The sequence below is a fragment of the Sphingomonas mali NBRC 15500 genome, assembly GCF_001598415.1.
GTDB lineage: Bacteria > Pseudomonadota > Alphaproteobacteria > Sphingomonadales > Sphingomonadaceae > Sphingomonas > Sphingomonas mali.
Map to the genome: position 1 here is coordinate 276,479 of NZ_BCYX01000001.1, position 24,441 is coordinate 300,919.

Genomic DNA, 24,441 nt, shown 5'->3' on the forward strand with positions numbered 1-24,441 from the left:
AGCACCGCGGACTAACAGCCGACGATGGGACCGCCGCTTCGGCCGTTTGCAGCGAATTTGGCAGCTCGATCGTTCACGCACGCATGGAAGCTCTGCCGGAGGAGAGACGCATGGGCGGCGACGTGAACGAGGATGGCGAAGACACGCACGCTGAGCGTGCCGAGGTGCATTTCCTGGCCGCGCTGGCCGACGAGTTGATGCGCGGGCTGCTGCTGGCCGGCGTCCTGTCGCAAGCGCAGTTGAACGAGATCGAGGCAGCGGTCGCTGCGCGCGTGGGATCTGCGCCACGGGCGTGGTGACGCCTACCCGCTGGGCCGATCAACTGCCGCGTCGGAGGGCGACCTAGATCCAAGCGCAACGGGTCGCCGATGATCCGGGTGGCGTCGGCGTGCGCTCATGCCCATGCGCCATAAGCAATCGCTCCAACTATTAATCAGGCTCTCATCGCCCGCCGAACATCAGATCGAGCATCTGGGTTTTCCACATCAAGACGGCTTGCTCGATCGCCGGGTTGTGCGGATTGCGGATATATTCGACCGTCAGGCCCCGCGTGACGGCGTTGTTGAGCAGTTGCAGGCTGCGATAGGCGTTGTCGTCGTCGATCCCGGCGGCCCTCAGGATAAAATGCCCCCAGAGCCGCACGCGCCGGTCGAAGCGCTGCGAGCTTGGCCCGACTTCCCGGTCGAGCTCGGCGTCGTTGCGTCGGGCGAGGTGGATTTCGAGTACCGCCGCCATTTCAGGGCGGCTGACCATCTTGAAATTGGCATCGATCAGGTTCGACAGCGATTCCTTGGGCGTCGATCCGTTGCGGATGGCATCGGCATAGACCTTGATGCGATAGTCGGAGAATTCGGCGGCCACCGCGGCCATGATCTTGGCCTTGGTCGGGAATTGATGCTGGATCGCGCCCAGGCTCATCCCCGTCGCGTCGCGGATCGCGTGCATCGTCGCGCCCGAATAGCCCTGCGCGCACAGGATATCGCGGGCAGCCGCAATCACCTTGGCGCGTGTGGCGGCGCTGCGGTCGGCCTGGCGACGTGGGGTCCTGGCGGCGTTGGTCGTCATCGGTTCGTTCGTCGAACAATTTTCTCGACCAATCGCGCGATTCCCGCCAGTACCCACTGCGGCCTTCCTAGCGCCAGGGCGATCGTCGAGCGCCGCGCCGCTTCCGGGTGCGATCGAGGGGCGTGGCATCTCAGAACCCGACGACGACATTCAGGCCGACGGTCCGCGGCCTGATCACGCCCGTCGTCAGCACCCCGCCGGGATTGCGCGGAAGCCCCGCAACGCCCAGCAACGACTGGGTAGCGGTGATCCCCTTGGCGTTGGCCAGATTGCTGACATAGGCATTGACCGAATAACGCCCAAAGGTGAGCCCCGCGCGCAGGTCGATCACTTCATAGGCCGGCACTCGCGCGAAATGGCCGTAGGTCGCGAGATAGACCGGATCGTACGTTCCGAGCTGGCGCGACAGCGACCGCAACGAACCGCCAACCGACGCCGTCACGTCATTGCCCAGCCGCCACTGATAGTCGGCATTGACGCTGATCGAATATTTGGGGGTGAAGGGCAGACGGTCGCCTTTGACCGCGCCGACCACGAGCGGGTCGGTATTGCTGCTGAGCCGCGCATCGTTGATCGAGAGATTGATCGAGGTAACGAGCCCGCGCGTCGGCCGCAGCGTTGCCGTGACATCGGCGCCGTCGATCTTTGCCCCGCCGCCATTCACGTTAACGCCGAATCCGCTGACGACCGCGGCGAGTTGGATGTTGTTCCAGTCGATATGATAGAGCGACGCCTCGATCGACGCGGTCTTGTCCGCGGTCTCACCCTTGAAGCCGATCTCGTAGCTGGTCACCGTATCGGGATCGAACGTCCTGGGCGCCGAGGGCGGCGCGCCCGACGGGATGACGTTGGGGCCGCCGGGACGATAGCCCTTCGCCACCCGGGCATAGAGCGAGGCGCGAGTGCCGAACTTGATCTTGGGGGCCACCGACCAGGTGAAGACGTCGTCGGACGAACGGATGCCGTTGATGGTCGAGGCGCCGAGCAACGCCCCGTCAGTCTGCTGGTCGGCGTCCTGCCGGTTGTGGCTGTAGCGGCCGCCCAGGTCGATATCGAACCAGCGGGCGAGGTGCAGCGTCGCGTTGGCAAAGCCGGCAATCTCCTCGTACCGCGACTCCAGGTCGTAGATCGCCAGCGGCGCGGGCGTCGGCAACGGGGTCAGCGTGCCCGGCGTTCCGGGTACGGCGAGCTTGAGGTTCTGGAAAATCCGTGCCTTTTCGTGCGTGTAATAGCCGCCGACCAGCCATTCGAGGAACCCGCCGCCATTCGACGCAAGGCGCAGTTCCTGCGTCCATTTGCGGCTCTCGGTCTGCTGGTCGAAATAGACATAGGGTCCGCCGAGCGCGGCGCCGAGATTGGCGGTGAAATCGGCCCGGACCGATTGCAGCTGCTCGCCATAGCTCGTCGCCGAGGTCAGCGTCGCCGGACCGAAATCATAATCGATCGTGGCGTTGTAGAGACGATATTTCACGTCGCTGAAGGTCGGCAGATATTGGGACTGGGTCAGCCCGCCATGAAGCGGCTGCAGGCTGGCCGGATTCGCCTCGACGAAGCTCGGCGCATCGACGTCGAGATTCTGGATCACCGCGCTCAACCGGACCTTCAGCCGGCTGTCCGGCTTCCACAGCAGCGATGCGCGGCCGCCATAGCTCGCGAAGTCGTTGATGTTGTCGCGCACCGCCGATCCGGCGGTACCGACCGAGTCGATATAGCCGCCCTGCTTGCGGTACGAACCCGAGGCCCGAAACGCGAGCGTATCGCCGAGCGGGATGTTGATCATCGCCGCGCCACGCCAGGACGGATCGCCGCCATCGGTGAATTCGACCCCGCCGAGCACCTTTCCCTCGACCCGGCTGGTCGAGGGTTCGTTGGTGACGAACTTCAGCAGGCCGCCGAGCGAACTTGCCCCGTAGAGCGTGCCCTGCGGGCCGCGCAGGACTTCGATCCGCGCGATGTCGAACGTGTCGAAGTCGCCGGCGAGCTCGGCGGCATTGGCGAGCGCGGTGCTCGAGCCGAACGGCGTCTCGTCGACATAGACCGCGACCGTCGAGGCGACGCCGCCGGTATTGACCCCGCGCAGCACCAGCCGTCCCTGCCCTGGCGTGCCCTGGACGAGCTGCAGGCTCGGCACGTTCTTCAGATAATCGCTGAAGCTGGTCGCTCCCTGGCTCTCGATCACGGCGCCCGACACGACCGAGACCGACTGCGGCACGTCGATCAGTCGGTTCTCGCGCTTCTGCGCGGTGACGACGATGTCAGGCTCGGTGGAAACCTGCGCGCTCGCCGACGACGCGGCGGCGGCATCTTTGGTCGCGGCATCGGCCGGAGCGGTTTGAGCCGCCGCCGGCGCGGCAATGACGAGAGCGAGAGCGGTTCCCCCGAGACCAGTTAACGCGCGACGCATATTGTCCTCCCAATTCTTCTTTGTGCTTGTCCGGCGGCTATTACCGCCGCCTCAATCCTGCTCGCCCAGCGCGAACCGCATGCCGTGGATCAGCGCCGCCGGCGCGACAGAGACATGATCCTCGTCCGCGAAAACCATGTGCTTCAGGTCCGCGACGCCGGCGTGCTTCAGTGCCTCGGCAAATTCGCGGGCGGCATCGACCATGCGCGCGGACATGATCTGCGCCCCCGCTTCCTCGATAGTCACGCCCATCCCCTCGGGGACGTTGGTCGGCGGGTCCTGCTCCTTGCCGCCGACATCGATAAACACCCGCGGCTGACGCGGCTGACCGGCGAGCAGTTGCGCGAACGCGGGCAGTTTCCGAAGGATCGAAAAGCCGTCCCACCACAGCGACGGACTGCTGATGATGAACCCCGAGAAGGCGTCGGGCCGGGTGAGCAACGCATCGCTGGCGAAGAGCCCACCCAGCGAATGGCCGAACAGGATCTGCGTGGCGGCTGCCGTGCCTGGATAGCGCTCCGCGATCTGGGGGCGCAGCGTATCGACCAGGAAATCGAGAAAGACGCCGGCGCCGCCATTGCGGTCGGCCCCGATCGCTGCCCCGACCTTGCCCATCCCCGCCGCCGCTTCGTCGCTCAGCAACGGCGTCAAATCGGCGGTTCGCAGCTTCAGGAAATCGGCATAATCGGCGTCATAGCCGATCCCGACGACGTAATAAGGTGGAAACCCCGCGACGCTCGTGAGCGTGCGGGAAAGCTCGGCAGCGATCCCGAACAGCACGTCACCGTCGACCACGTAGAGAACCGGGGCGCCGGCCTCCGGCACAACGGCCGGCGCCGCGACGCTGATCTTCAACTGTCCCGCGCCCGAGGGATGCGGGAGGGAGAATTGCTCGAGCGATGCACGAACGGAGAATCCCATCGATCCATTCCTCCGGGCCGGCCAAATAACGCTTGGGCCACAACCTCTGCGCATTTGATCTGCTCACTTTACAATAAAGTCAACTTGTTTATTTTGTGATCACGAAACGTCCCGGCGCCTGGCGCCGTGAGTCGGGGAGAGAACAGGATGATCAGCGGAGACTCGCCGGCCTCGATGGCGCTCGGAACGCCCGCCCATCCACCCGCGTTCAGTGCAATCGCAAGCACGGCCGGCGCCGGGGCTGCCGCATGGTATGGGCTCGTGGTCCTGTTGCTGACCACATTGTTCGCCTTTGTCGCGCGACAGATGCTCGGACTGATCGCGCCGTCGCTTCAGGCGTCCCTGGGATTCGGCGACTTCCAGATCGGCATGTTGCAGGGCCTCGGCATGGCGGTGTTCGCAAGCCTCGCCAGCTATCCGCTGGGATGGTTGGCCGACCGCCACGGACGCCGCTTCATCCTGGCGATCGGCGTCGCCGTCTGGTCACTGGCGACGGGCTTCTGCGCGTTCCAGAGCAGCTTCGGGGGATTGTTCATCGGCACGGTCGGTATCGCGATCGGCGAAGCCGGGCTTGCGCCGATCATCTTCGCGATGATCCCCGACCTGTTCCCCGAGCGTCAGCGCAACACCGCCAACTTCATTTTTTATGGTGGATCGATGCTCGGCAGCGGGCTCGGCATGGCGCTGGGCGGCGCGATGCTGCACGGGCTCGCGGGATCGCAGCACGCTTTGCCCGCCTGGCTTGCCGGCGTCGACAGCTGGCGTATCGCGATGATGGTGGTGGCACTGTTCGGACCGCTGTTCACCTTGCTCGTCGCGACCATGCCGCTGGGCAAGGGGATGACCCGCGGCTCGCGCGGCGGAGCGGACGGCGGCGCCGCGATGCAGGCGTTCCTTCCTTATGCCCGGGCGCATTGGCGCGCCTTGCTGTGCCTGTTCGGCTCGATCTTCGCGATGGGGGTCGCCATGCAATCCTGCGTGATGTGGTTCCCGCTGGCGCTGCCGCGGGCGTTCGGCATCGACCCGACGACGGTCGGCCTCGGCCTCGGCACGGCGATCATGATCGCGACGCTCGTCGGCATCCTGCTACCGCCACTGGTGCTCAGGTTGGGACAGCGCGCCGCGCGGCTCGATCCGATCCGGCTGGCCGCCATCTTCATCTTCGTGGCGCCGATACCCGCCGCGTTCCTGCCGTTCGTCAGCTCGACATTGCAGGCTTATGTCCTGGCGGCGGTCATCGGCATGGCGGGAATCGCCGCCTCCTCGCTAATGCCCGGCCTGCTCCAGGATGTCGCCCCTCCGCATCTGCGGTCGCGCGTGCTTGCCTTGCTCGGCATCACCAACGGGATGGCGTTGGCCGTCTCGCCCGTCGCGATCGGCGCGCTATCGAGCCTGATGACAGGCCCGCGCGGCATGCTGCAGGCGATGACCATCGTTGCCTTGCCGTCGCTGATCGCCTCGGCTCTGTTCATCGCGCTCGCGCGAGCGCCCTATGCCGCGACGGTTGGCGCCGTCCGATCCAACTTGTCGGGAGACGATGCGTGACCACAGACCAGGCCGTCGGCCCTCGCCTCGACGACATGACCGCCATGCGCGACGCGCTCGATAGCGGGCGGGTCACCTCGACGATGCTGGTCGATCGCGCGATCGACCGCGCGCAGACGGCCAATGCGCGGCTCAACTTCATCGCCTGTCCGACGTTCGAGCGCGCCCGGGCGCAAGCGCTGGAGCCGCGAACCGGCCCGCTCGCCGGGATTCCTACCCTGATCAAGGACATGGTCATGGAGAAGGGCGTCTCCGCGACCTGGGGCTCGGCCGCGCTGCGCGATTTCGTCGCACCGGACGATTCGCCCTACACCAGAGCGCTGGCGGATGCCGGCCTGATCTCGATCGCGCGATCGGCGATTCCCGAATTCGGCCTCAACGTCGTGACCGAGTCGCCGCTGGTCGGCCCGACGCGCAATCCCTGGAACCCCGCCTATTCGCCGGGCGGCTCCTCGGGCGGCGCCGGCGCCGCGGTGGCGGCGGGGGTCGTTCCGGTCGCGCATGGCAGCGACGGCCTCGGCTCGATCCGCCATGGCGCGGCGCCGTGCGGACTGGTCGGGCTCAAGCCGTCGCGCGGCCGCAATGCGGGCGAAGAGGCGATGCGATCGATCGTCGACCTCACCGTCAACGGCTGCGTCAGCCGCACCGTGCGCGACACGGCGATGTGGATCGAAGCGACGCAGACGCGCGACCCGGCTGCCGCGTTCGCGCCGCTTCCGGTCGTCACCGCGCCGGTCGATCGCGCGCTGCGCATCCGCGCCTATTCCACCGTCATGCGCACCGGAGCACCGCCGGCACCGGACGTCGCGCGCGTGTTCGCCGAAACCGTCGATCTGCTCGGACGGCTCGGCCATCGCGTCGTCGACGACGCGCTGCCCTTTGACGGGCCGACCGCGATGGCGACGCTCAGCGACATCACCGAAGGCATGTTCGCGCGCCGCCTCGGCCTCCTGTCCGAGCAACTCGGCGTCGCGATCGCGCCCGAGGATCTCGAACATCGTTCGACCACGCTGGTCGCGGCGGGCAACCGAATCGACGACGCGCGCTACGCCCTGGGCTGGGATCGCGCGCAGCAGATGGTCGCGGCCTATCTCGGTCAGTTCGATGCCATCGACATCTGGATGACGCCGACCTTCAGCACCGAGATCGTACGGGTCGGCGTGTTCGGTCCCGACATCGCGTGGCTCGACCAGCGCGATCATCTGCTCGATTTCGCCGGCTATTGCTGGATCGACAATTTCGCGGGGACCCCCGCGATCAGCCTGCCGATGGGCTTCAGCGATAATGGCCTGCCGGTCGGCGTGCAATTCGCGACCAGCCCAGGCGGCGAAGCGCTGCTGCTCGCCCTCGCCTATCAGCTAGAGGCCGCGGTCGAATGGTGGCGGCACACACCGCCGATCTGGGTAGGAGACGATCCCGCGAAGGACGATCGATGAGCGCCGACGCCGCGCCCGATTTCGGCAGCATCCTCGAGCGGCATGCATCCGGCCCGCAGGCCAGGCTCCCGGCGATAACTTACGGCGGCGACACACTCAGTTGGGCGGCGCTCGAGACCCGCAGTGCAGCGCGGGCGCGGCAATTGATCGACCGTGGCGTCCTGCCCGACGACCTCGTCGCGATAGCGCTGCCCAATGGCATCGATCACCACATCAGCAGCTTTGCGACATGGCGCGCGGGAGCGACACCCTGCATCCTCTCGGGAAAGCTTCCCGGGCGCGAGCTCGATCAGATCCTCGAACTGGCAAGGCCACGTCTGCTGATCGACGACGGCAGTGAGCCGATCCCTGGCATACCGCGCCTTGCGCCAGATGAAGGCGATGCATCGGTCGATCTTCCAGGCAACCTCGCCGCCGCGCATTGGAAAGCCGTCGGCAGCGGCGGATCGACCGGGCGGCCGAAGCTTATCGTCGATCATGCCGCGGCGCGCCTCGACGGGCGGATGGAAGCGCTGCTGGCATTGGCCGGAATGCCGTCCGGCGGGGTGATGCTCAATCCCGGACCGCTTTATCACAATGCACCGTTCCTGTTCACGGCGCTGGCGCTGCTGGCGGGAACGCGGGTGGTGGGCATGGCGCGGTTCGATCCGGTCGAAACGCTGCGCCTCATCGAACGCGAGCGGGTCGAGTGGATATGCCTCGTCCCCACGATGATGCATCGGATCTGGTCGCTGCCCGCCGCCGTCAGGCAGAGCTACGACCTGTCATCGCTGCGGCGTGTAGTGCATCTGGCCGCGCCCTGCCCTCCTTGGCTCAAGCGCGCCTGGATCGACTGGCTGGGGCCGGATCGCATTCTCGAAATCTATGCCGGCACCGAGGGCGCGGCGATCCACATCACGGGAGAGGAGTGGCTCCGAAAGCCCGGATCGGTCGGCAAGGCCGGGCGCGAATTGCTGACCGTCCTCGACGACAGCGGCGATGCCTGCCCGCCCGGAATAGTCGGCGAGATCTTCTTCCATGCCGACGCCGCCGCGCGGTTCCATTATATCGGCGCGGAACCCCGCCTCGACCGAGAAGGACGAATGTCGCTGGGCGACCTCGGCTATCTGGACGAAGACGGCTTCCTGTTTCTCTCCGACCGCCGCACCGACATGATCCTGCGCGGCGGCGTCAACATCTATCCGGCCGAGGTCGAGGCGGTGCTGACCGAGCATCCGGCGATCGTCGATGCCGTTGTGATCGGCTTGCCCTGCGAGGACTATGGCGCGCGCGTCCACGCCATCATCCAGGGAGTCGGCGAGCTTTCGATCGGGGAAGTCGACGCCTTCGTCCGTTCACGGCTTGCGGGCTACAAATGCCCCGAAACCTATGAGCGGGTAGATGGCACTCTACGCGATGACGCCGGCAAAGTGCGTCGCGCGGCATTGCGCGAGGAGCGCGTCGCCCCAACGGCATAGGATCATGGAGAGCAGGCGGCCGGGAGGGTCCCCTGCCCTTCGCAGGTGATACCGGCTCCCTCACCCGCCGCAGGATTCGCGAACGATCAGGTCGGTCGGCAAGTGCACCGGCAAATGGTCCGGCGAGAAATCAAGCACGCGTGACACGAGCAGTCGCCCCGCCTCGGCAGTGTCCTGACGGATCGTGCTTAGCGTCGGCGTGCTCAACCGGCTGAGCAGCATGTCGTCATAGCCGACCACCGACACGTCGCCCGGCACGGTGCGTCCGGCGCGCTTGATCGCGCGGATCGCGCCCAGGGCGATCAGGTCGCTCGACGCGACGATGCCGTCGAACGCCACACCGCGATGGAGCAGCCGCGCCACCGCGGCCTCAGCCGCCTCCAGCTCAAACTCGACCGCCACGACTAATTTGGGGTCGGCCTCCAGCCCGCTTTCCCTGACGCCTTCCAGATAGCCGCGGCGCCGCTGCAACGCCTCGGGGTCGCTGCCGCCCAGGAACATGATGTTGCGCCGACCCATCCGCGCGAGATGCAGCGTCGCGCGCCGCCCGCCGAGCACATTGTCCGAGCCGACCGAGCAATATTTCTGGCCGGCCATATGCGCGCCCCACACCACGAACCGCCCCTTGGTCGAGGTCGCGAGCTGGTTGAGCTGCTCGTGCAGGGCGCCCTGCCCCAGGAAGATGACCCCGCTCGCGCGGCTGGTGGTGACGGCATGAACCAGGTCGTCGTAATTTTCCGGCGAAGTGTGACTGACGATGAAGTCGCACGCGCGCGCCCTCGCCGCCTCGCCGATCTGCGCGATCAGTTCGAGGAAGAACGGGTGGGTCAGCGGCACCGGCCGCCCGCGCATGTGCGGGGTGACGATCGCGATCGAGCCCTCGGCGCCGATTGGTGCGGCCGGCATGTAATGGCGGAACGGATAATCGTGCTCGCGCGCCAGCGCCCAGATGCGTTGTTTGGTCTTGGCGCTGATCACCGGCTCATCGTTGAGCGCGCGCGACACGGTCGACACCGAGACGCCCGCCAGTTTGGCGAGGTCCTGCAGCGTCGTATTGTTGTTGCTGTTGGTGCCCATTACGCTCAAGCTGACCCGCTAACCGGCGCCGACTTAAGGAGCGAAGGGCAGGTTTTGCAAGCGAACGAGGGGGACGCGGGCATTTCAGCACCGGCGCCGATACGGCGGCCGCGCCTGACGATCGGCCAGATCTGGAACATGTGCTGTGGCCTGTTCGGGGTGCAGATCGTCTGGGGACTGCAGAACGGCAGCACCAGCCGGATCTTCCAGACATTGGGCGCCCAGCTCGACCAATTGCCGATCCTGTGGATCGCGGCGCCGATCACCGGGCTGCTCGTCCAGCCGCTAATCGGGCATTGGAGCGATCGCACCTGGGGCCCGCTCGGGCGGCGGCGCCCGTTCCTGCTGGCAGGGTCGATCCTGACCGCGATCGCGCTGGTCGCGATGCCCAATGCCGCGAGCATCTGGACCGCGAGCCTGGCGTTGTGGGTGCTCACCGCCTCGATCAATATCGCCGCCGAGCCGTTTCGCGCACTCGTCGCCGATGCGCTGCCCGAGGAGCAGCGGACCGAAGGCTTTGCCGTGCAGGTCTTCTTCATTGGCGCGGGCGCTGTGTTCGCCTCGGCGCTGCCCTGGATCCTGACGCACTGGTTCGGGGTCGCCGCGACCGCCGCGCCTGGACTGCTGCCGCCCTCGGTACGCCTCACTTTCTATATCGGCGCGGTCGGCCTGCTCGCCGCGGTCACCCGGACGGTCGCCACCACGACCGAGCGCCCGCCGGCAAGTCTTGCTGCCGACGCGCCCGACCTGATCGACCACGCGGTGCCGACCACGACCGGCGCGGCGACGCTTGCACTGAGCGGAACATTGTGGATGCTCGGCGGCGGCGCGATCGCGGGCTTCGCCTTCACCGAGCAGCTCGAGCGCGAAATCTACGTGCTGGCCGCGATCGCCTTTCTGTTCGGCCTCGCGCAACTCGCCGCGGTGGCGATGCGACGCGGCGGGCGGCATTCGCTCGGCGTGTTCGAGATCGTCGAGGACATATTGCACATGCCGCGCATGCTGCGGCATCTCGCCCTGGTCCAGTTCTTCACCTGGACCGCCTTGTTCGCGATGTGGATCTACACCGTTCCCGCGGTCGCCGCGCATCACTATCACACCACCGACGCCAGTTCGGCGGCGTACAATGCCGGCGCCGACTGGGTGGGCGTGCTGTTCGCCGGCTATAACGGCGTGGCGGCGATCGCGGCGCTGGCTTTGCCCTGGCTCGCCCAACGCATCGGACGGCGCAACGTCTATGCGCTCAGCCTGGCGCTCGGCGCGCTGGGGCTGGGCGGGTTCATGCTGATCGACGATCCGCTCTGGCTGTGGCTGCCGACGATCGGCATCGGCTGCGCCTGGGCGGCGATCCTGTCGCTGCCGTACGCGATGCTCGCCAGCGCGGTGCCGCCGCGCAAGATGGGCGTCTATATGGGCATCCACAACATGTTCCTGGTCCTGCCCCAATTGGTCGCCGCGACCGTGCTCGGCGCGATCGTCCATCGCTGGCTGGGCAATCAGGCGATCCTTGCCCTGGGCCTTGCCGCTGGAGCGATGGCGGCGGCGGCACTGACCGCGATTACCATCCCCGACGCGTGAAATCGGTTTATGCAAATATTGCATTGACGAACTTGCGCAACATTCTCCGGAATTGACGACTCACTAGAGACTCGGCGCTAAAACAGCACTTGCGCGCTACGGAAATTTACGCAACAAAGCGCAAATCGTTGCACAGAATTGCAACCGATGGAGTCGCGCGCACCGCAAAAGCCGGGCCGCACAGGAGGGATGAAGGGGCCATGGCACGCAGCGACGCGCCGCAACGATTCCACACAAGGTGATTCGCGCCGCGCGCCGGACATGCACTTCCGGCGAGCAGGCAAGGGGACAAAGCCTCCGCATGAGAGGCGTGCTTTAGGGGAGTGATCGATGAAACAACTGGGTTCGAGCCGCGGCCGCGGTCTTTTGTGGGCCGGCACCTCGCTGATGACGCTGGCGATCTTCGCCGCGACCGGCGCGAGCGCGCAGACCGCGCCGGCGGACGCCACCAGCCCGATCGCGGCGCCGCAAGCCGATACCGGCTCTTCGTCCGCCGACGATAACGACATCCTGATCGTTGGCGTGCGCCGCGCACTGGGGGATGCAGCCGAGACGAAGCGCAACGCCGCGACGATCGTCGATTCGATCAGCGCGACCGATATCGGCGCTTTCCCCGACACCTCGGTGTCGGGCGCCTTGTCGCGTGTCCCCGGCATCACCGTCTCGCGGCTGCAATCGACCGACGATTCGACCCATCCCTCGGGTGAAGCCGCTGGCGTGCTGGTCCGCGGCCTGACCCAGGTGCGCACCGAATTCAACGGCCGCGACAGCTTCTCCGCCGATGCCGCGCGGGGGCTCAACTTCAACGACATCTCGCCCGAATTGATGTCGCGCGTCGACGTCTACAAGAATTTGACCGCCGATATGATCGAGGGCGGCATCGCCGGCACGGTCGACCTGCGCACGCGCCTGCCGTTCGACCAGAACGGGCTGGTCGTCACCGGCAACGCCAAGGCCAATTACGGCGACCGGTCGAAGAAATGGACCGGCGAATTTTCGGCGTTGATCAGCGACACGTTCGACACCGAGATCGGCAAGTTCGGCTTCCTCGCCGACTTCGCGCGCAGCCACGTGATCACGCGGACCGAAAGCGTGATCTTCGACAAGATCGACACCTATTGTTCGGCAGGAGCGCTCAAGCCCGACGGCACCGCCAATGTCGGCTCGAACGGCACGATCGGCTGTACCGCCAATCCATTCGGCGGCACCGGCTGGGCCTATGCCCCCGACGGCATCCGCTATTCGCAGGTCGATTACGACCGCACACGGCGCGGCATCGCGCTTGCCGGCCAGTTCCAGGACAAGTCCGAACGCTTCCTGCTGACCGTCCAATACACCGATTCGAAATATCACAACGCCTGGCTCGAACGCGCCTCGCACGCGATCCTAGAGGGCAATGCTTACGGCACGCCGGCATTCAACCCGCGCAGCTCGACGATCCTCGGCGCGGCCGACGGGAGCGGAGCGCTGGTCTTCGGGTCGAACGGCATGTTGCAATCGGGCGTGCTGACCCAAGGCCATGGCAGCTGGGGGGGAAGCTGGAGCGGCAACGATCAGGATGCGATCAACACAGGTTCGGCGGTGCCCGGCATGCCGTTCGTCAACAATTGCGGCACCGGTCATTGCACGACGCTGCGCGACGGCCTCTATTTCCAGAACGAAGCGCGCAACTTCGACCATAGCGAAGGCACGCGCGACTTCTCGGCCAATATCGATTGGAAGATCACCGACAATCTGAAGCTGACGCTCGACGGCCAGCGCATCACCGCGTCGACCAACAATAACGATATCCTGGTCGCGGTCGGATCGATGGCCAATTACCAGTACAGCCTGACCGACGGCAACGCCCCCGAGATCAAGCTGCTGCCCGGATCGAACGTCAATTACGCGGCCGGCGGGCTCGCCAATCCGCACAATTACTGGATCCCCTTCATTCAAGGCCATGTCGAGGACAATGACGCCGACGAATGGGCGTTCAAGGGCGATCTGCAATACGATTTCGACAAGGGCAGCTGGCTCGACTCGCTCAAGGTTGGCGTGCGCTATGCCGATCGCAACCAGACGGTGCGTTATTCGACCTTCAACTGGACGCCGATCGCGGCAAGCTGGAACTGCAACGGCGCGGGTTTCAACGCCGACAACACCTCGCCCAACCCGACGGCTGCGTGCAATTCGAACTTCAAGGGCTATGGCGCGGGGATCTGGGAATCGACCAGCCTGGGCAGTGATTTCTACAATGGCAGCGCCTATAATAACGGACCACTGGTCTATCTGAACCGCGACACGCTGCAGAACTTCCCCAAGCTGCTCCAGTCGCTAAGCGGCGCGACCACCAATTCGCCGATCGCGCCTGGCTATACCGCGATCTGCGACCGACCCGAGGCGACGGTCGACAATTGCTTCACGCCGTCGGAAGTGACCAGAACGTCGGAACGGACCAAGGCCGCTTACGCCATGCTCAATTTCGGCGGTGATCAGCCGATCTTTGGCGGTGGCGTGCGCATCAAGGGCAATATCGGCGTCCGCGTGATCCGCACCGAAGTGACCAGCGACGGCGCGGTTGCGTATCCGGCCAACACGGCGCTAAACCTGCTGCCGTCCTGCGCGACCCCGATATCCGGCACCGCGATCGTCCAGCCGAGCTGCTATTTGACGCCGCAAGTCCTGGCCTTCGCCGCCGGCGGCGGCTCGCCCAACACGCTCAAGGCGTCCTACACCAACGTGCTGCCAAGCTTTAACATCCGGTTCGGGCTCGATTCGAAGTCGTACATCCGCTTCGGCTATTCGCGCGGCCTGTCGCGGCCCGATTTCGGGCTGCTCAGGAACTTCGTGTCGATCAATTCGCCGATCATCAACACCGGGCCGGACTCGCCATATATCGTCTACAACTCGCCAACCGCCGCGCACATTGCGGCCAACGTCACCGGCTACAATTTCGTGTTCAACGCGGAGTCCGGCTATGCAGGGTTGAAGCCGATGACCGCCGACCAGTTCGACCTGACCTTCGAACGCTATATGGGCAAGTCGTCCTCGTTCACGATCGACCTGTTCTACAAGAAGCTGCACAACGCGATCTCGTACGGCCAGTTCGAGCGCCAGTTCACCAATAACGGCTCGACCCAGACGGTGTTGCTGCGCGGCCCTCGCAACGAAAAGAGCGGCGGCGAGCTCAAGGGCTTCGAAGTCGGCTATCAGACCTTTTTCGATTTCCTGCCCGGCCTGTTGTCGGGGCTAGGCGTCCAGGCCAACTACACCTTCGTCTCGCAATCTGGGATCAACAATTCAAACCTGATCGCGGTGGGCGCGCTCGACGCGGGCGGCACCGGCGGCCAGGGTGCTGGCCTCGACGTCAGCGGCGGACGCGGCGCGGTGATCGACTCGCACATGCTGGCGGGCATTTCGAAACATTCGTTCAACCTGGTCGGCCTGTACGAAAAGGGCCCGGTCGCGCTCCGCGTCGCGTACAATTGGCGCTCGCGCTTCCTGACCAACAACCTCGACTGCTGTGTCGGCCTGCCGGTGTTCCAGAAGGCCGCAGGGTTCCTCGACGGATCGCTGCGCGTGTCGGTGGTCAAGAATTTCGAATTCCTGGTCGAAGGCTCGAACCTGCTCAATACGCGTACTGTCTATCAGCAGCAGATCTTCGGCGACTCCAAGGCGACGCCAGGTGCCAAACCGGTGTTCATGGATGCCAATTGGGGCGTGGTCGACCGCCGCTTCTCGATTGGCGGTCGGTTCAAGTTCTGATTTCCTCCACTGGGCGTCGCCACCACCCTTCCAGGTACGGCGACGCCTGTTTTTTGTGAGGGAAAGTTATCGTCATGACGCCGGCACCAGAACCACAACCGTTCAAAGTCGTCATTGTCGGAGGCGGCACCGCCGGCTGGATGGCGGCGTCGGCGATGGTCAAGCTGCTGCCCGCGCAGGACTATTCGATAACGCTGATCGAATCGGATGAGATCGGCACGGTCGGCGTCGGCGAAGCGACGCTGCCGCATATCAAGGTGTTCAACGACACTTTGGGGGTCGACGAGGCGCAGTTCATGCGCGAGACCCAGGCCGCCTTCAAGGTCGGAATCGAGTTCGTCGGCTGGGACCGGCCCGGCGAGCGCTACGTCCATCCGTTCGGTACGTTCGGCGAGCCCTGGGCGGGAGTCGATTTCCAGCATCATTGGGCACGCGCGCACGCTGCCGGGCGCGCGTCCGAGTTGCATGACTATTCGTTCGCGATCGCCGCGTGCCGCAACAACGCGTTCGAATTTCCCAACGAAGACCCGAAGTCGATCCGCGCGACCTACGCTTACGCCTATCATTTCGACGCCGCGCTCTACGCGCAATACCTGCGCCGCTGGGCCATCCCGCTTGGCGTCGAGCGGATCGAGGGCAAGGTGGTCGATGTCAGGCGCGACGATGGCACTGGCCATGTCGCGTCGCTGATGCTGGCATCGGGTGCCGAGATCGCCGGCGACCTGTTCGTCGACTGCTCGGGCTTCCGGTCGCTGCTGGTCGGCGGGACGATGGAAGTCGACTGGCAGGACTGGAGCCATTGGCTGCCTTGCGATCGTGCGCTGGCCGTCCCCAACATGCGCACCGAGCCGCTGCTCCCCTTCACTAGGCTGACCGCGCAGGAAGCGGGATGGACGTGGCGGATCGGGCTGCAGCATCGCACCGGCAACGGCTATGTCTTCTCCAGCCGCTTCACCGACGAGGAGCGCGCCCGCGACGTTCTGATGAGTGCGCTCGACGCGCCGCCGCTCGCCGAGCCGCGGTTGCTGCGGTTCCAGGCCGGGCGCCGAACCGCCGCCTGGGCCGGCAATTGCGTCGCGGTCGGCCTCGCCAGCGGCTTCCTCGAGCCGCTCGAATCGACCTCGATCTTCCTGATCCAGGCGGCGGTCATGGATCTGATCGGCCTGATGCCGACGCGCCGTAGCGGAATCGATCCGCGGCTGGCGGCCGAATACAACCGCTTGTTCGAGGTGCATTACGACCGCACCCGCGATTTCCTGGTGCTCCACTACACCGCCAACCGCCGGCACGGACAGCCGCTCTGGGACCATGTCCGCACTATGGAGCTGCCCGAGAGCCTGGCGCACAAGATCGCCTTGTTCCGCGCCTCGGCCGCCGCGCCCGATTATCGCTACGGCCTGTTCTCGCGCGATAGCTGGCTTGCGGTGCTGGTCGGTCAGGGCGTGCTGCCCGCCGCCTGGAATCCGCTGGCCGAGGCGGTCCCGCTCGACGATCTCGCGGCCAGGCTCGCCGACCTCAAATATCGGATCGAGGTCAACGCCGCCGACATGACCGGGCATGGCGACTTCATTCGATCCTATTGCCCTGCCCCCGCGCTGGAGCCGGCGGCGTGAGCGCCCGCGTCGATAGCCTCGTCCTGCTCGGCCGCGATGCGCCGCTCTGGCTCGCGGCGAGCGTGCTCCAGGCTGCGGCCGGCGTCGCGATCACCGCGATCGAACTACCCAGCCTGCTCCACGTCAGCGACGTCTATGCGACATTGCCGGGAATCGAAGCGCTCCACACGAGGTTGCGGCTCGACGAAGCCGGGCTGCTGCGCGCGACCGGTGGGGCCTTTTCCCTCGGGCAGAACTTCCGCGACATGCTCGGTGGGCACGGATATTTCCTCAATGCGTACGGCGCCTATGGCACGCAGATCGAGGGCAACGACTTCTTCCCTTATTGGGTGAAGGCGCGCGCGCTCGGGCTCGACGTCGCGCTCGAGCAATTCTCGCTGACCGCTGCCGCCGCGCGCCAGGGCCGGGTGATGATCCCCGACGAGGCGAGCGAAATCTATGGCCGCGCCGATTACGGCTATCATCTGCCCGCCATCGCCTATGCCGCCGGGCTGAAGAGCGTCGCCGCGCGGATCGGCGTAACGATGCGCACCGCCAACCACATCGCGATCGAGCGCGGAGACGGCGGCAACATCACTGCCCTGGTCGCCGATGGCGACCGCGTCCCGGCCGACTTGTTCGTCGACGCAACCGGCAGCGACGCCGCGCTGATCGGCAAGACGCTCGGGGTCGGCCAGCAGAGCTGGCGCGCGCATTTCCCCGCCGACCTCGTGTTCGCGGCGCGCGCGCAGCCCTTCACGCCGATCCCGACCTATGCCGAACTGCGAGCCTGGCCGCCGGGATGGGCGGCACTCTACCCCACCCAGGCCGCGACCCATGTGATCCACGCCTTTTCGAGCGCGCTTACCGAGCCCGAGGCCGCGCTGGACCAACTCGGCGCGACCACTGGGCTTGCGCTCGGCGACGCCGTGTTGCGCCCGTCCGAGCCGGGGCGGCGCGAACAGCCGTGGGCGCACAATTGCGTCGCGATCGGCAGCGCGGCCTGCGCGCTCGATCCGATCCACAATCTCGACCTCCACGCGGTCCAGCTCGGTCTCGTCACGCTGCTGACCTATTTCCCGGCCGGGCAGGACGCCGAGCCGAGCCGCAACGAATATAATCGTCTGATGCGCTCCTCGTTCGAACGGCTGCGCGATTACCAGGCCGCCTTCTATATGCTCGCGCCCTACCCCGGCGCGTTCTGGGACGGCGGCCGCGCCGCGCCGCCGCCGCCCGAGCTCGCGCATATCGTCGCGACCTTCCGCGCGCGCAGCGAGGTGCCGCCGATGGAGGATGACAGCATCCCGACCGATAACTGGCGCGCGCTGCTGATCGGGCTGGGCCTTGCGCCCGAAAGCTATCCGCCGCGGATCGACGCGACAGCTCCTGATGTGGTCAAGGCGCAGTTCCGCGCCATGCTGGGTTTCGTCAAGGACGCCGTGCTGCGTCAGCCGACGCATGCCCAGGCACTGGGGACGGCCGATGGTTGAACCCGTCCGCCTGGCGCGCGATCCGGCCGCGCTCGACAGCCTGCCCTTGGTCGAGAGACGCTGCGTCACCGACGCGGAAGACTTCGCCGCGATCGTCGCCGCCGGCGAGCCAGTGATCGTCCAGCGGTTGTTCGACACCTGGCCCGCGCTCGCGGCCGGGATACAGGGGCCAGCGACGCTCGGCGGCTATTTCCGCCGCCTCGATCGCGGCGCGCCTGTTCCGGTGATGGAGGCGCCCGCGCGCCACAAGGGCCAATTCGCTTACGGCCCCGATAGGCGCGAATTCACTTTCACCAAACGTCAGGCGCCGCTCGGCGCGACGCTCGACCGGATCGAGGCCCTGATCGGTCAGCCCGACGCGCCGACGGTCGCGATCCAGATGTTGCGGCTCGACCAGGCCATGCCCGATTTCGTCGAGCACAACGCCATGCCGCTGCTGCCCGGCATCGGCCCGCGGCTGTGGTTGGGCGGCGCGGTGCTTACGCGCACGCACAACGATCGCGACCATAACCTCGCCTGCGTCCTCGCCGGGCGGCGCCGCTTCGTGCTGTTCCCGCCCGATCAGGTGAGCAACCTTTATGTCGGCCCGCCCGACACTCCGCCGCGCTTGTCACTGGTCGACCCCGAAGCGCCCGATCTCGCGCGCTTCCCGCGTTATGCGGAGGCGATCGCGGCAGCACGCCTCGCCCTTCTCGAGCCGGGCGAGGCGCTCTTCATGCCACGCTATTGGTGGCATCATGTCACCTCGCTCGATCCGTATAACGCGATGGTCAATTACTGGTGGGGCGGCAGCGAGGAACCCAATGACGCGTTCCTGACCGCCTTGCTCGCGTTCCGCGACCTGCCACCGGGCGAGCGCGATTATTGGCGCGAGATGGTCGCAGCATACGTATTCGCCGAGCGCGGCGACGTCCTCTCGCATATCCCCGCGCCTTTGCAGGGGCCGCTCGGCCCGTTCTCCCCTTCCGCCCGCGCGGCGCTGCGCAAACAGCTTCGCGCCGCCGCCCTCAAATCCTCCTGACCCTCCCCAAGGAAAGACCCGATGATCCTTCGCTCGCTTGCCCTGATCGCCGCGCTCGGCTGGACCGCCTCCGCAGCGGCCGCCACGCGCGAATGCGCGCAATCACCGGGCAAGGTGATCGAGGTCTGCGTGTGGGTCGATAACGGCCAGGCGCTGTACGAGGTCACGCGCAAGGGCGCGGTGGTGCTCGCGCCGTCCGAACTCGGCCTGACGTTCAAGGGCGAGCCCGCGGCGCGCTACACCGCGATCGGCAATCCGCGCCGCGCGACCTCCAACACCAGTTGGGAACAGCCCTGGGGCGAAGAGCGCGTGATCCGCGACAATCACACCCAGCTGACCGTGACGCTGAGCGGCGACACCGCGCTCAACAAGGCGGTCGATGTCACCTTCCGCCTGTTCGATGACGGCTTCGGCTTCCGCTACGATTACGCCGGCATCCCCGCCGGACAGGAGGTCGCGGTCACGGCCGAGCGGACCCAATTCCATACGCTCGGCGCCTATCAGGCGTGGTGGTATCAAGGCCTGGGCCAGGAACGCGACGAATATCTCTACACCCAGACCGACGCGCGCCGCATCACCCTGGCCGAGACGCCGCTGACGATGAAGGGCGCCAACGGCCTGTACCTCTCGTTCCATGAAGCGGCGATGATCGATTTCCCGTCGATGCTGCTGCAGGCCAATGGCGAAGGCACGCTGACCGCCTGGTTGATGCCGTGGCCCGACGGCACGCTGGCGAAGAAGACCGGGGCGTTCACCACGCCGTGGCGAACGGTGCTGATCGGTGAAACACCGGGTGCGCTGGCTGACAGCCGGATCGAGCTCAACCTCAACGAGCCGAGCAAGATCCCCGACATCCAGAAGTGGTTCACCCCCGGCAAGTACGTTGGCGTGTGGTGGGAAATGCATCTCGACAAGACCACCTGGGGCAGCGGCATGCGCCACGGCGCCACCACCGCCAACGTCGAGCGCTATATCGATTTTGCCGCCAAATACGGGTTCAGCGGCGTGCTGGTCGAGGGCTGGAACCTCGGCTGGGACGGCGACTGGATCACCAACGGCGACAAGTTCAGCTTCACCAAGCCCTATCCCGATTTCGACATCGCGGCGATCACCGCTTACGCCAAGTCGAAAGGCGTCCAACTGATCGGGCATAACGAGACCGGCGGCGCGGTGATCAATTACGAGAACCAGCTCGACGACGCGATGAAGTTCTACCAGCGCTATGGCGTCCGCGCGGTGAAAACCGGCTATGTTCGCCATGCCGGCGACATCCTCGACCGCGACGGCAAGGGCGAATGGTTCGCCGGGCAATTCATGGTGCGCCACAATCTACTGGTCGCCGAAACAGCCGCCAAATACGGCATCGCGATCGATGCGCACGAGCCGGTCAAGGATACGGGTCTCCGCCGCACCTGGCCCAACATGGTCGCCCGCGAAGGCGCGCGCGGTCAGGAATATAATGCCTGGGGCGTGCCGACCAATCCGCCCGAGCATATGACCATCCTGCCGTTCACGCGGCTGCTCGGCGGGCCGATGGACTTCACCCCCGGGATTTTCGACATCGCGCATGGCAAGGATGACGTGACGCGCCGCGTGCAGTCGACGCTGGCGACGCAGCTCGCGGAATATGTCGTGGTTTACAGCCCGATCCAGATGGCCGCCGACCTGCCCGAGAATTACGAGAAGAACCTGGCCGCGTTCCAGTTCATCCGCGACGTGCCGACCGATTGGGAAACCACGAAAACGCTGCAGTCGGAGATCGGCGATTACGTCGTTGTCGCGCGCCAGCCGCGCGGCGGGCAGGACTGGTTCCTCGGCGCGATAACCGACGAAAATGCGCGCGCCCTCGAACAGCCGCTTGGCTTCCTGGCGCCGGGTAAGAAGTATGAGGCACAGATCTATCGCGACGGCCCCAATGCGGATTACCGCGTGAACCCGCTGGCGATCACGATCGAGAAGAAAGTCGTCACCGCGAAGGATGTGCTGACACTCGACCTGGCCCCCGGCGGCGGCACCGCGATCCGGTTTCGCCTTATCGGATGACCTTTAGGGCCCGCCCTCACTGGGATCTTGCCTGCTCCCCATTCCTCCCCCACTCGCACGTAGACGCGCAGCGCGCGTGGGCATCGAGGCGAACGATGTGGAAAAGGGCGGTCCGCGACGGCGATAGTCGGAGGAAATATCCGCCAAATGACGGCATGGCGCGCGCCTTTACATTTAGCTTTGCGCCAACGCATTAACCGTACTTGGTCAAATCCAACCGGCCTGGAGGGGCAGACATCGATCCACGTCGCGAGCCCTTGAACAAGGCGTGTATGCACGCCTTCAATCGCGCCGCTCCAAATGGCTTTGCAAGAAAGAGCGCCCCAGGAGGCAGCGGCACCGCCGCGAAAGACCTGTTACCGGAAACGACCAGTATGCGCGTTGCCGGCCATCGCTCGTGAATTTCCCAGGCGAGACCCAGACCATGGCGTTCGCCCGGCATTTCAACGTCAGTAACCAACAACGAAAGGGGCCGGGCCATTGCCTCGATGATCGAGATGGCTTCGGTCACGCTGGCCGCCTCCCTCGCTTCAAATCCGAGCTCCTCGACCGTCTCCCGCGCCTGCCTCCGTAGAAGCGGCATGTCCTCGACAATCGCGGCGATTGGGGTGTTTGGCGAACGGCTCGTGAGCATCGGCAACCTTCTCCAACGGTACCATGTCCTGCAACGAAGACCCGAAGCCGAAGGAGCGCGCCCGCTACCTCGATGGTCGGTCCGTGCCGGGCCAAGTGCCTTCAAACAGAGCTGAGAAGTGTCCTACAACGACGCGATCGTTGCGTTACCCCCGCGTTACAACTGTTTACGGAGCAAGAGACGGAAGCTCCCCGGGCGTTACAATTGTTTACAAGCCCGCGATTGTCGCTCTTCGGCCCTGTTGCTAGCAGCGGCGCATGTCGCGGAGCAGCACCCCTTGCAGGAGAGTGAACCACCGACGGTCAGGCACACCGCTATCGCTCGGAACCCTTTGCGCAGGACGGCACAGCAATCGCTTGCCCGATTTCCGGCAACTGGCTGGGGCGCTTATGGCTGAGCCCTATTGAGTTCGCGCAAGGGCCTTGCATGCGAATCGCGGTAGTCGATGACGATGAAAGCGTGATCGAATATGCGTCGGCAGCACTCGCCGCCGCAGGGCATTCGTGCACCGGGTTTCGCAACGGCGCCTCCCTTCTCGCCGCATTGCGAAGGCAGACTTTCGACCTGATCCTGCTCGACTGGAATCTGCCCGACAGCTCGGGGATGGAGCTGCTGCGATCGATCCGCGACGCGGTTTCGCGCGCAACCGCGATCATCATGCTCACGAGCCGGTCGGACAAGGACGACGTTGCCGCGGCGCTCCATGCGGGAGCGGACGACTATGTCGTAAAACCGGAAACCGGCGCGGTAATCGTGGCACGGGTACAGGCGGTCCTTCGCCGCGCGGTGCCCGTGGCCGCACAAGACCGGATCCTGCAATTCGGAACCTATGCCTTCGATCGCCTGACAGAACGGGTGAGCGTTGGTGGCGAGGAATTTGCACTGAGCGCGAAGGAGTTCCAGCTCGCGCTCGCCCTTTTCGAGAACATGCACCGCGCACTTTCGAGGAGCTATCTGCTGGAGACGATTTGGCAGAGCGCCGCCGACCTCTCGACGCGAACGCTCGACATGCACGTCTCCCGAATCCGAACGAAGCTCAAGCTGACCCCGGAGAACGGCTACCGGATCGTCGCCATATCTGGCTATGGTTACCGCTTGGAGCGTTTCGGGGCGGAAAATTGAGCATCTTACTCGCGGTCGCCGCGCACGCCGCCGCCATCGCACCCGCCCAACCGCAGAACGACATTATCTATTATGTCATCCGGCGAGGAGATACGCTCTACGGGCTGAGCCGGAACTTTCTTGTGCCGGAGCGCCGCTGGGAAGCTCTGCTGCGGCTGGCGGCAATCCGCGATCCGAAGCGACTGCCGGTGGGCCGCACGCTGCGGATCCCTCGAACCTGGTTGCGCTTCAAAGTCGAACCGGCACGTCTGGCGGGCTACCGAGGCACCGTGAGTCTGTCGATGAGCGGCAGGACAATTGTGCCCTCTGTCGGCGCCGTCATCAGCGAAGGCGCTGAAATCGCCACTGCGGGCAACAGCTTCGCGACACTAATGTTGGCGGACCGGTCGCAAGTGGTGATCCCGTCGCAAAGCCGGGTCCGTGTTCGGGAGCTGCGGCGGATCCTGCTTACCGGGGCGATCGACTATCGCATCGACGTCGAGCACGGCCGGCTCGAGACCAGGGTGACGCCGCTGGAGCAACCGTCCGGCCGATACCGAATCCAGACGCCAATCAGCATGACGGCGGTCCGGGGAACCGAGTTCCGCGTCTCCTTCGAGGACGAGCGCCGCGCAGCAGCCACCGAGGTCCTGGCGGGGACGGTGACGTTTTCATCTTCGGCGAGCGAGAAGAGACTGACGCTGGAACGCAGTTTCGGGGCCACGCTCGATCGAGCGGGCGGATCTCGCGTTGAAAAGCTGCTCACTGCTCCCGACCTCGAGGAGCCGCCGGCGTTGCAGACGAAAGACGCGGTCGAGTTCCGCGTGCGCAAGCTGGAAGGCTCAACACGCTACAGGGCTGTGATAGCCTCCGACGCGGGCTTCATCGACAACATTGCCGAGCAATTCTCCGACGATGGCGCGTTCGCGTTGGCGAATATACCCAACGGCAACCTCTTCGTTCGCGTCTCAGCGATCGCCGCCAGCGGCCTCGAAGGAATGGCCCAATCCTACAGCTTCCGGCGTCGGCTCGCCTCAATACGCGGCACCGTGGAACCTGAGGACGACGGCTATCGATTCCGGTGGACCGGGGCGGGCGGCGGCGTGCGCCGATACCGCTTTCAGCTGAGGCGGGACACACCACAGGGCGCTCTCGTCGTCGACGAGGTGGCCCTGGAACGCGATGCGCTCACTCTGCGGCGGCTGAAGGCAGGCGTCTACTATTGGCGTGTAGGCCTCGCCCAGCTCGAAGACGGCGAAATCACCGAGTCCTGGACCGAGCCTGAAAAGCTCACGATCACCGATCCTTCCCGATTGCCGAGGGGCTGAAG

At 65.6% G+C, this 24,441-nt stretch carries 17 protein-coding genes; 12 read left to right on the forward strand and 5 right to left on the reverse strand.

The annotated features are described in order from the left end of the window. Window positions 1-83: 83 nt before the first annotated feature. Window positions 84-299: a hypothetical protein gene (locus SMA01S_RS01265; protein WP_245649099.1), complete on the forward strand. Its 216-nt coding sequence runs from the start codon at window positions 84-86 to the stop codon at window positions 297-299. 142 nt (window positions 300-441) lie between these two features. Here SMA01S_RS01265 and SMA01S_RS01270 read toward each other — a convergent pair whose 3' ends face one another. The 3 genes from SMA01S_RS01270 to SMA01S_RS01280 all read right to left on the reverse strand — a co-directional run bounded on the left by SMA01S_RS01270 (window position 442) and on the right by SMA01S_RS01280 (window position 4,390). Beyond that, the gene (locus SMA01S_RS01270; protein ID WP_066816443.1) at window positions 442-1,065 is read right to left on the reverse strand and encodes a TetR/AcrR family transcriptional regulator; all 624 of its coding nucleotides are present in this window, start codon (window positions 1,063-1,065) and stop codon (window positions 442-444) included. Window positions 1,066-1,195: 130 nt separating this feature from the next. Beyond that, window positions 1,196-3,469: a TonB-dependent receptor gene (locus tag SMA01S_RS01275; protein WP_066816445.1), complete on the reverse strand. Its 2,274-nt coding sequence runs from the start codon at window positions 3,467-3,469 to the stop codon at window positions 1,196-1,198. Between the two features lie 51 nt (window positions 3,470-3,520). Continuing rightward, the gene (locus SMA01S_RS01280; RefSeq protein WP_066816451.1) at window positions 3,521-4,390 is read right to left on the reverse strand and encodes an alpha/beta hydrolase; all 870 of its coding nucleotides are present in this window, start codon (window positions 4,388-4,390) and stop codon (window positions 3,521-3,523) included. 147 nt (window positions 4,391-4,537) lie between these two features. Between SMA01S_RS01280 and SMA01S_RS01285 the strand changes: the two genes are divergently transcribed. The 3 genes from SMA01S_RS01285 to SMA01S_RS01295 are packed head-to-tail and all read left to right on the forward strand — an operon-like array spanning window position 4,538 to window position 8,828. After that, window positions 4,538-5,935, forward strand: coding sequence for an MFS transporter (locus tag SMA01S_RS01285; protein ID WP_066816453.1), 1,398 nt, complete (start codon window positions 4,538-4,540; stop codon window positions 5,933-5,935). Continuing rightward, a complete protein-coding gene (locus SMA01S_RS01290) occupies window positions 5,932-7,371 on the forward strand; it encodes an amidase family protein (protein ID WP_066816456.1) in 1,440 nt (479 codons plus the stop codon). The genes SMA01S_RS01285 and SMA01S_RS01290 overlap by 4 nt, the downstream gene beginning before the upstream one ends. Continuing rightward, window positions 7,368-8,828 carry an AMP-binding protein gene (locus SMA01S_RS01295; protein ID WP_066816458.1) on the forward strand — a complete coding sequence of 487 codons (1,461 nt, stop codon included), beginning with the start codon at window positions 7,368-7,370 and terminating at the stop codon, window positions 8,826-8,828. Before SMA01S_RS01290 ends, SMA01S_RS01295 begins: the two co-directional genes overlap by 4 nt. Window positions 8,829-8,888: 60 nt before the next feature. Here SMA01S_RS01295 and SMA01S_RS01300 read toward each other — a convergent pair whose 3' ends face one another. Further along, a complete protein-coding gene (locus tag SMA01S_RS01300; RefSeq protein WP_066816460.1) occupies window positions 8,889-9,905 on the reverse strand; it encodes a LacI family DNA-binding transcriptional regulator in 1,017 nt (338 codons plus the stop codon). 54 nt (window positions 9,906-9,959) lie between these two features. On the opposite strand from SMA01S_RS01300, the gene SMA01S_RS01305 reads away from it, so the two are divergent. The 6 genes from SMA01S_RS01305 (at window position 9,960) to SMA01S_RS01330 (ending at window position 21,376) form a co-directional block, all read left to right on the forward strand. Then, window positions 9,960-11,483, forward strand: coding sequence for an MFS transporter (locus SMA01S_RS01305; RefSeq protein WP_245649100.1), 1,524 nt, complete (start codon window positions 9,960-9,962; stop codon window positions 11,481-11,483). A 330-nt stretch (window positions 11,484-11,813) separates the two neighbouring features. Continuing rightward, entirely contained in the window at window positions 11,814-15,230 is a 3,417-nt protein-coding gene (locus SMA01S_RS01310; RefSeq protein ID WP_066816463.1) for a TonB-dependent receptor, read from the forward strand. A gap of 74 nt (window positions 15,231-15,304) precedes the next feature. Beyond that, window positions 15,305-16,843, forward strand: coding sequence for a tryptophan halogenase family protein (locus SMA01S_RS01315; protein WP_066816465.1), 1,539 nt, complete (start codon window positions 15,305-15,307; stop codon window positions 16,841-16,843). Further along, window positions 16,840-18,312 carry a tryptophan 7-halogenase gene (locus SMA01S_RS01320; protein ID WP_066816467.1) on the forward strand — a complete coding sequence of 491 codons (1,473 nt, stop codon included), beginning with the start codon at window positions 16,840-16,842 and terminating at the stop codon, window positions 18,310-18,312. Before SMA01S_RS01315 ends, SMA01S_RS01320 begins: the two co-directional genes overlap by 4 nt. Further along, the gene (locus SMA01S_RS01325) at window positions 18,305-19,333 is read left to right on the forward strand and encodes a cupin-like domain-containing protein (protein WP_066816469.1); all 1,029 of its coding nucleotides are present in this window, start codon (window positions 18,305-18,307) and stop codon (window positions 19,331-19,333) included. Before SMA01S_RS01320 ends, SMA01S_RS01325 begins: the two co-directional genes overlap by 8 nt. 21 nt (window positions 19,334-19,354) lie before the next feature. Beyond that, a complete protein-coding gene (locus tag SMA01S_RS01330; protein ID WP_066816470.1) occupies window positions 19,355-21,376 on the forward strand; it encodes a glycoside hydrolase family 97 protein in 2,022 nt (673 codons plus the stop codon). A gap of 193 nt (window positions 21,377-21,569) precedes the next feature. Here SMA01S_RS01330 and SMA01S_RS01335 read toward each other — a convergent pair whose 3' ends face one another. Further along, window positions 21,570-22,010, reverse strand: a complete 441-nt coding sequence (locus SMA01S_RS01335; RefSeq protein ID WP_066816473.1) for a response regulator — start codon at window positions 22,008-22,010, stop codon at window positions 21,570-21,572. A gap of 426 nt (window positions 22,011-22,436) precedes the next feature. Here SMA01S_RS01335 and SMA01S_RS01340 point away from each other — a divergent pair, with 426 nt between their 5' ends. Both SMA01S_RS01340 and SMA01S_RS01345 read left to right on the forward strand, forming a co-directional pair. Next, a complete protein-coding gene (locus SMA01S_RS01340) occupies window positions 22,437-23,132 on the forward strand; it encodes a response regulator transcription factor (protein ID WP_066816477.1) in 696 nt (231 codons plus the stop codon). Next, complete coding sequence (locus SMA01S_RS01345) at window positions 23,129-24,439, forward strand: FecR family protein (RefSeq protein WP_066816478.1); 1,311 nt, start codon at window positions 23,129-23,131, stop codon at window positions 24,437-24,439. The genes SMA01S_RS01340 and SMA01S_RS01345 overlap by 4 nt, the downstream gene beginning before the upstream one ends. Window positions 24,440-24,441 lie beyond the last annotated feature (2 nt).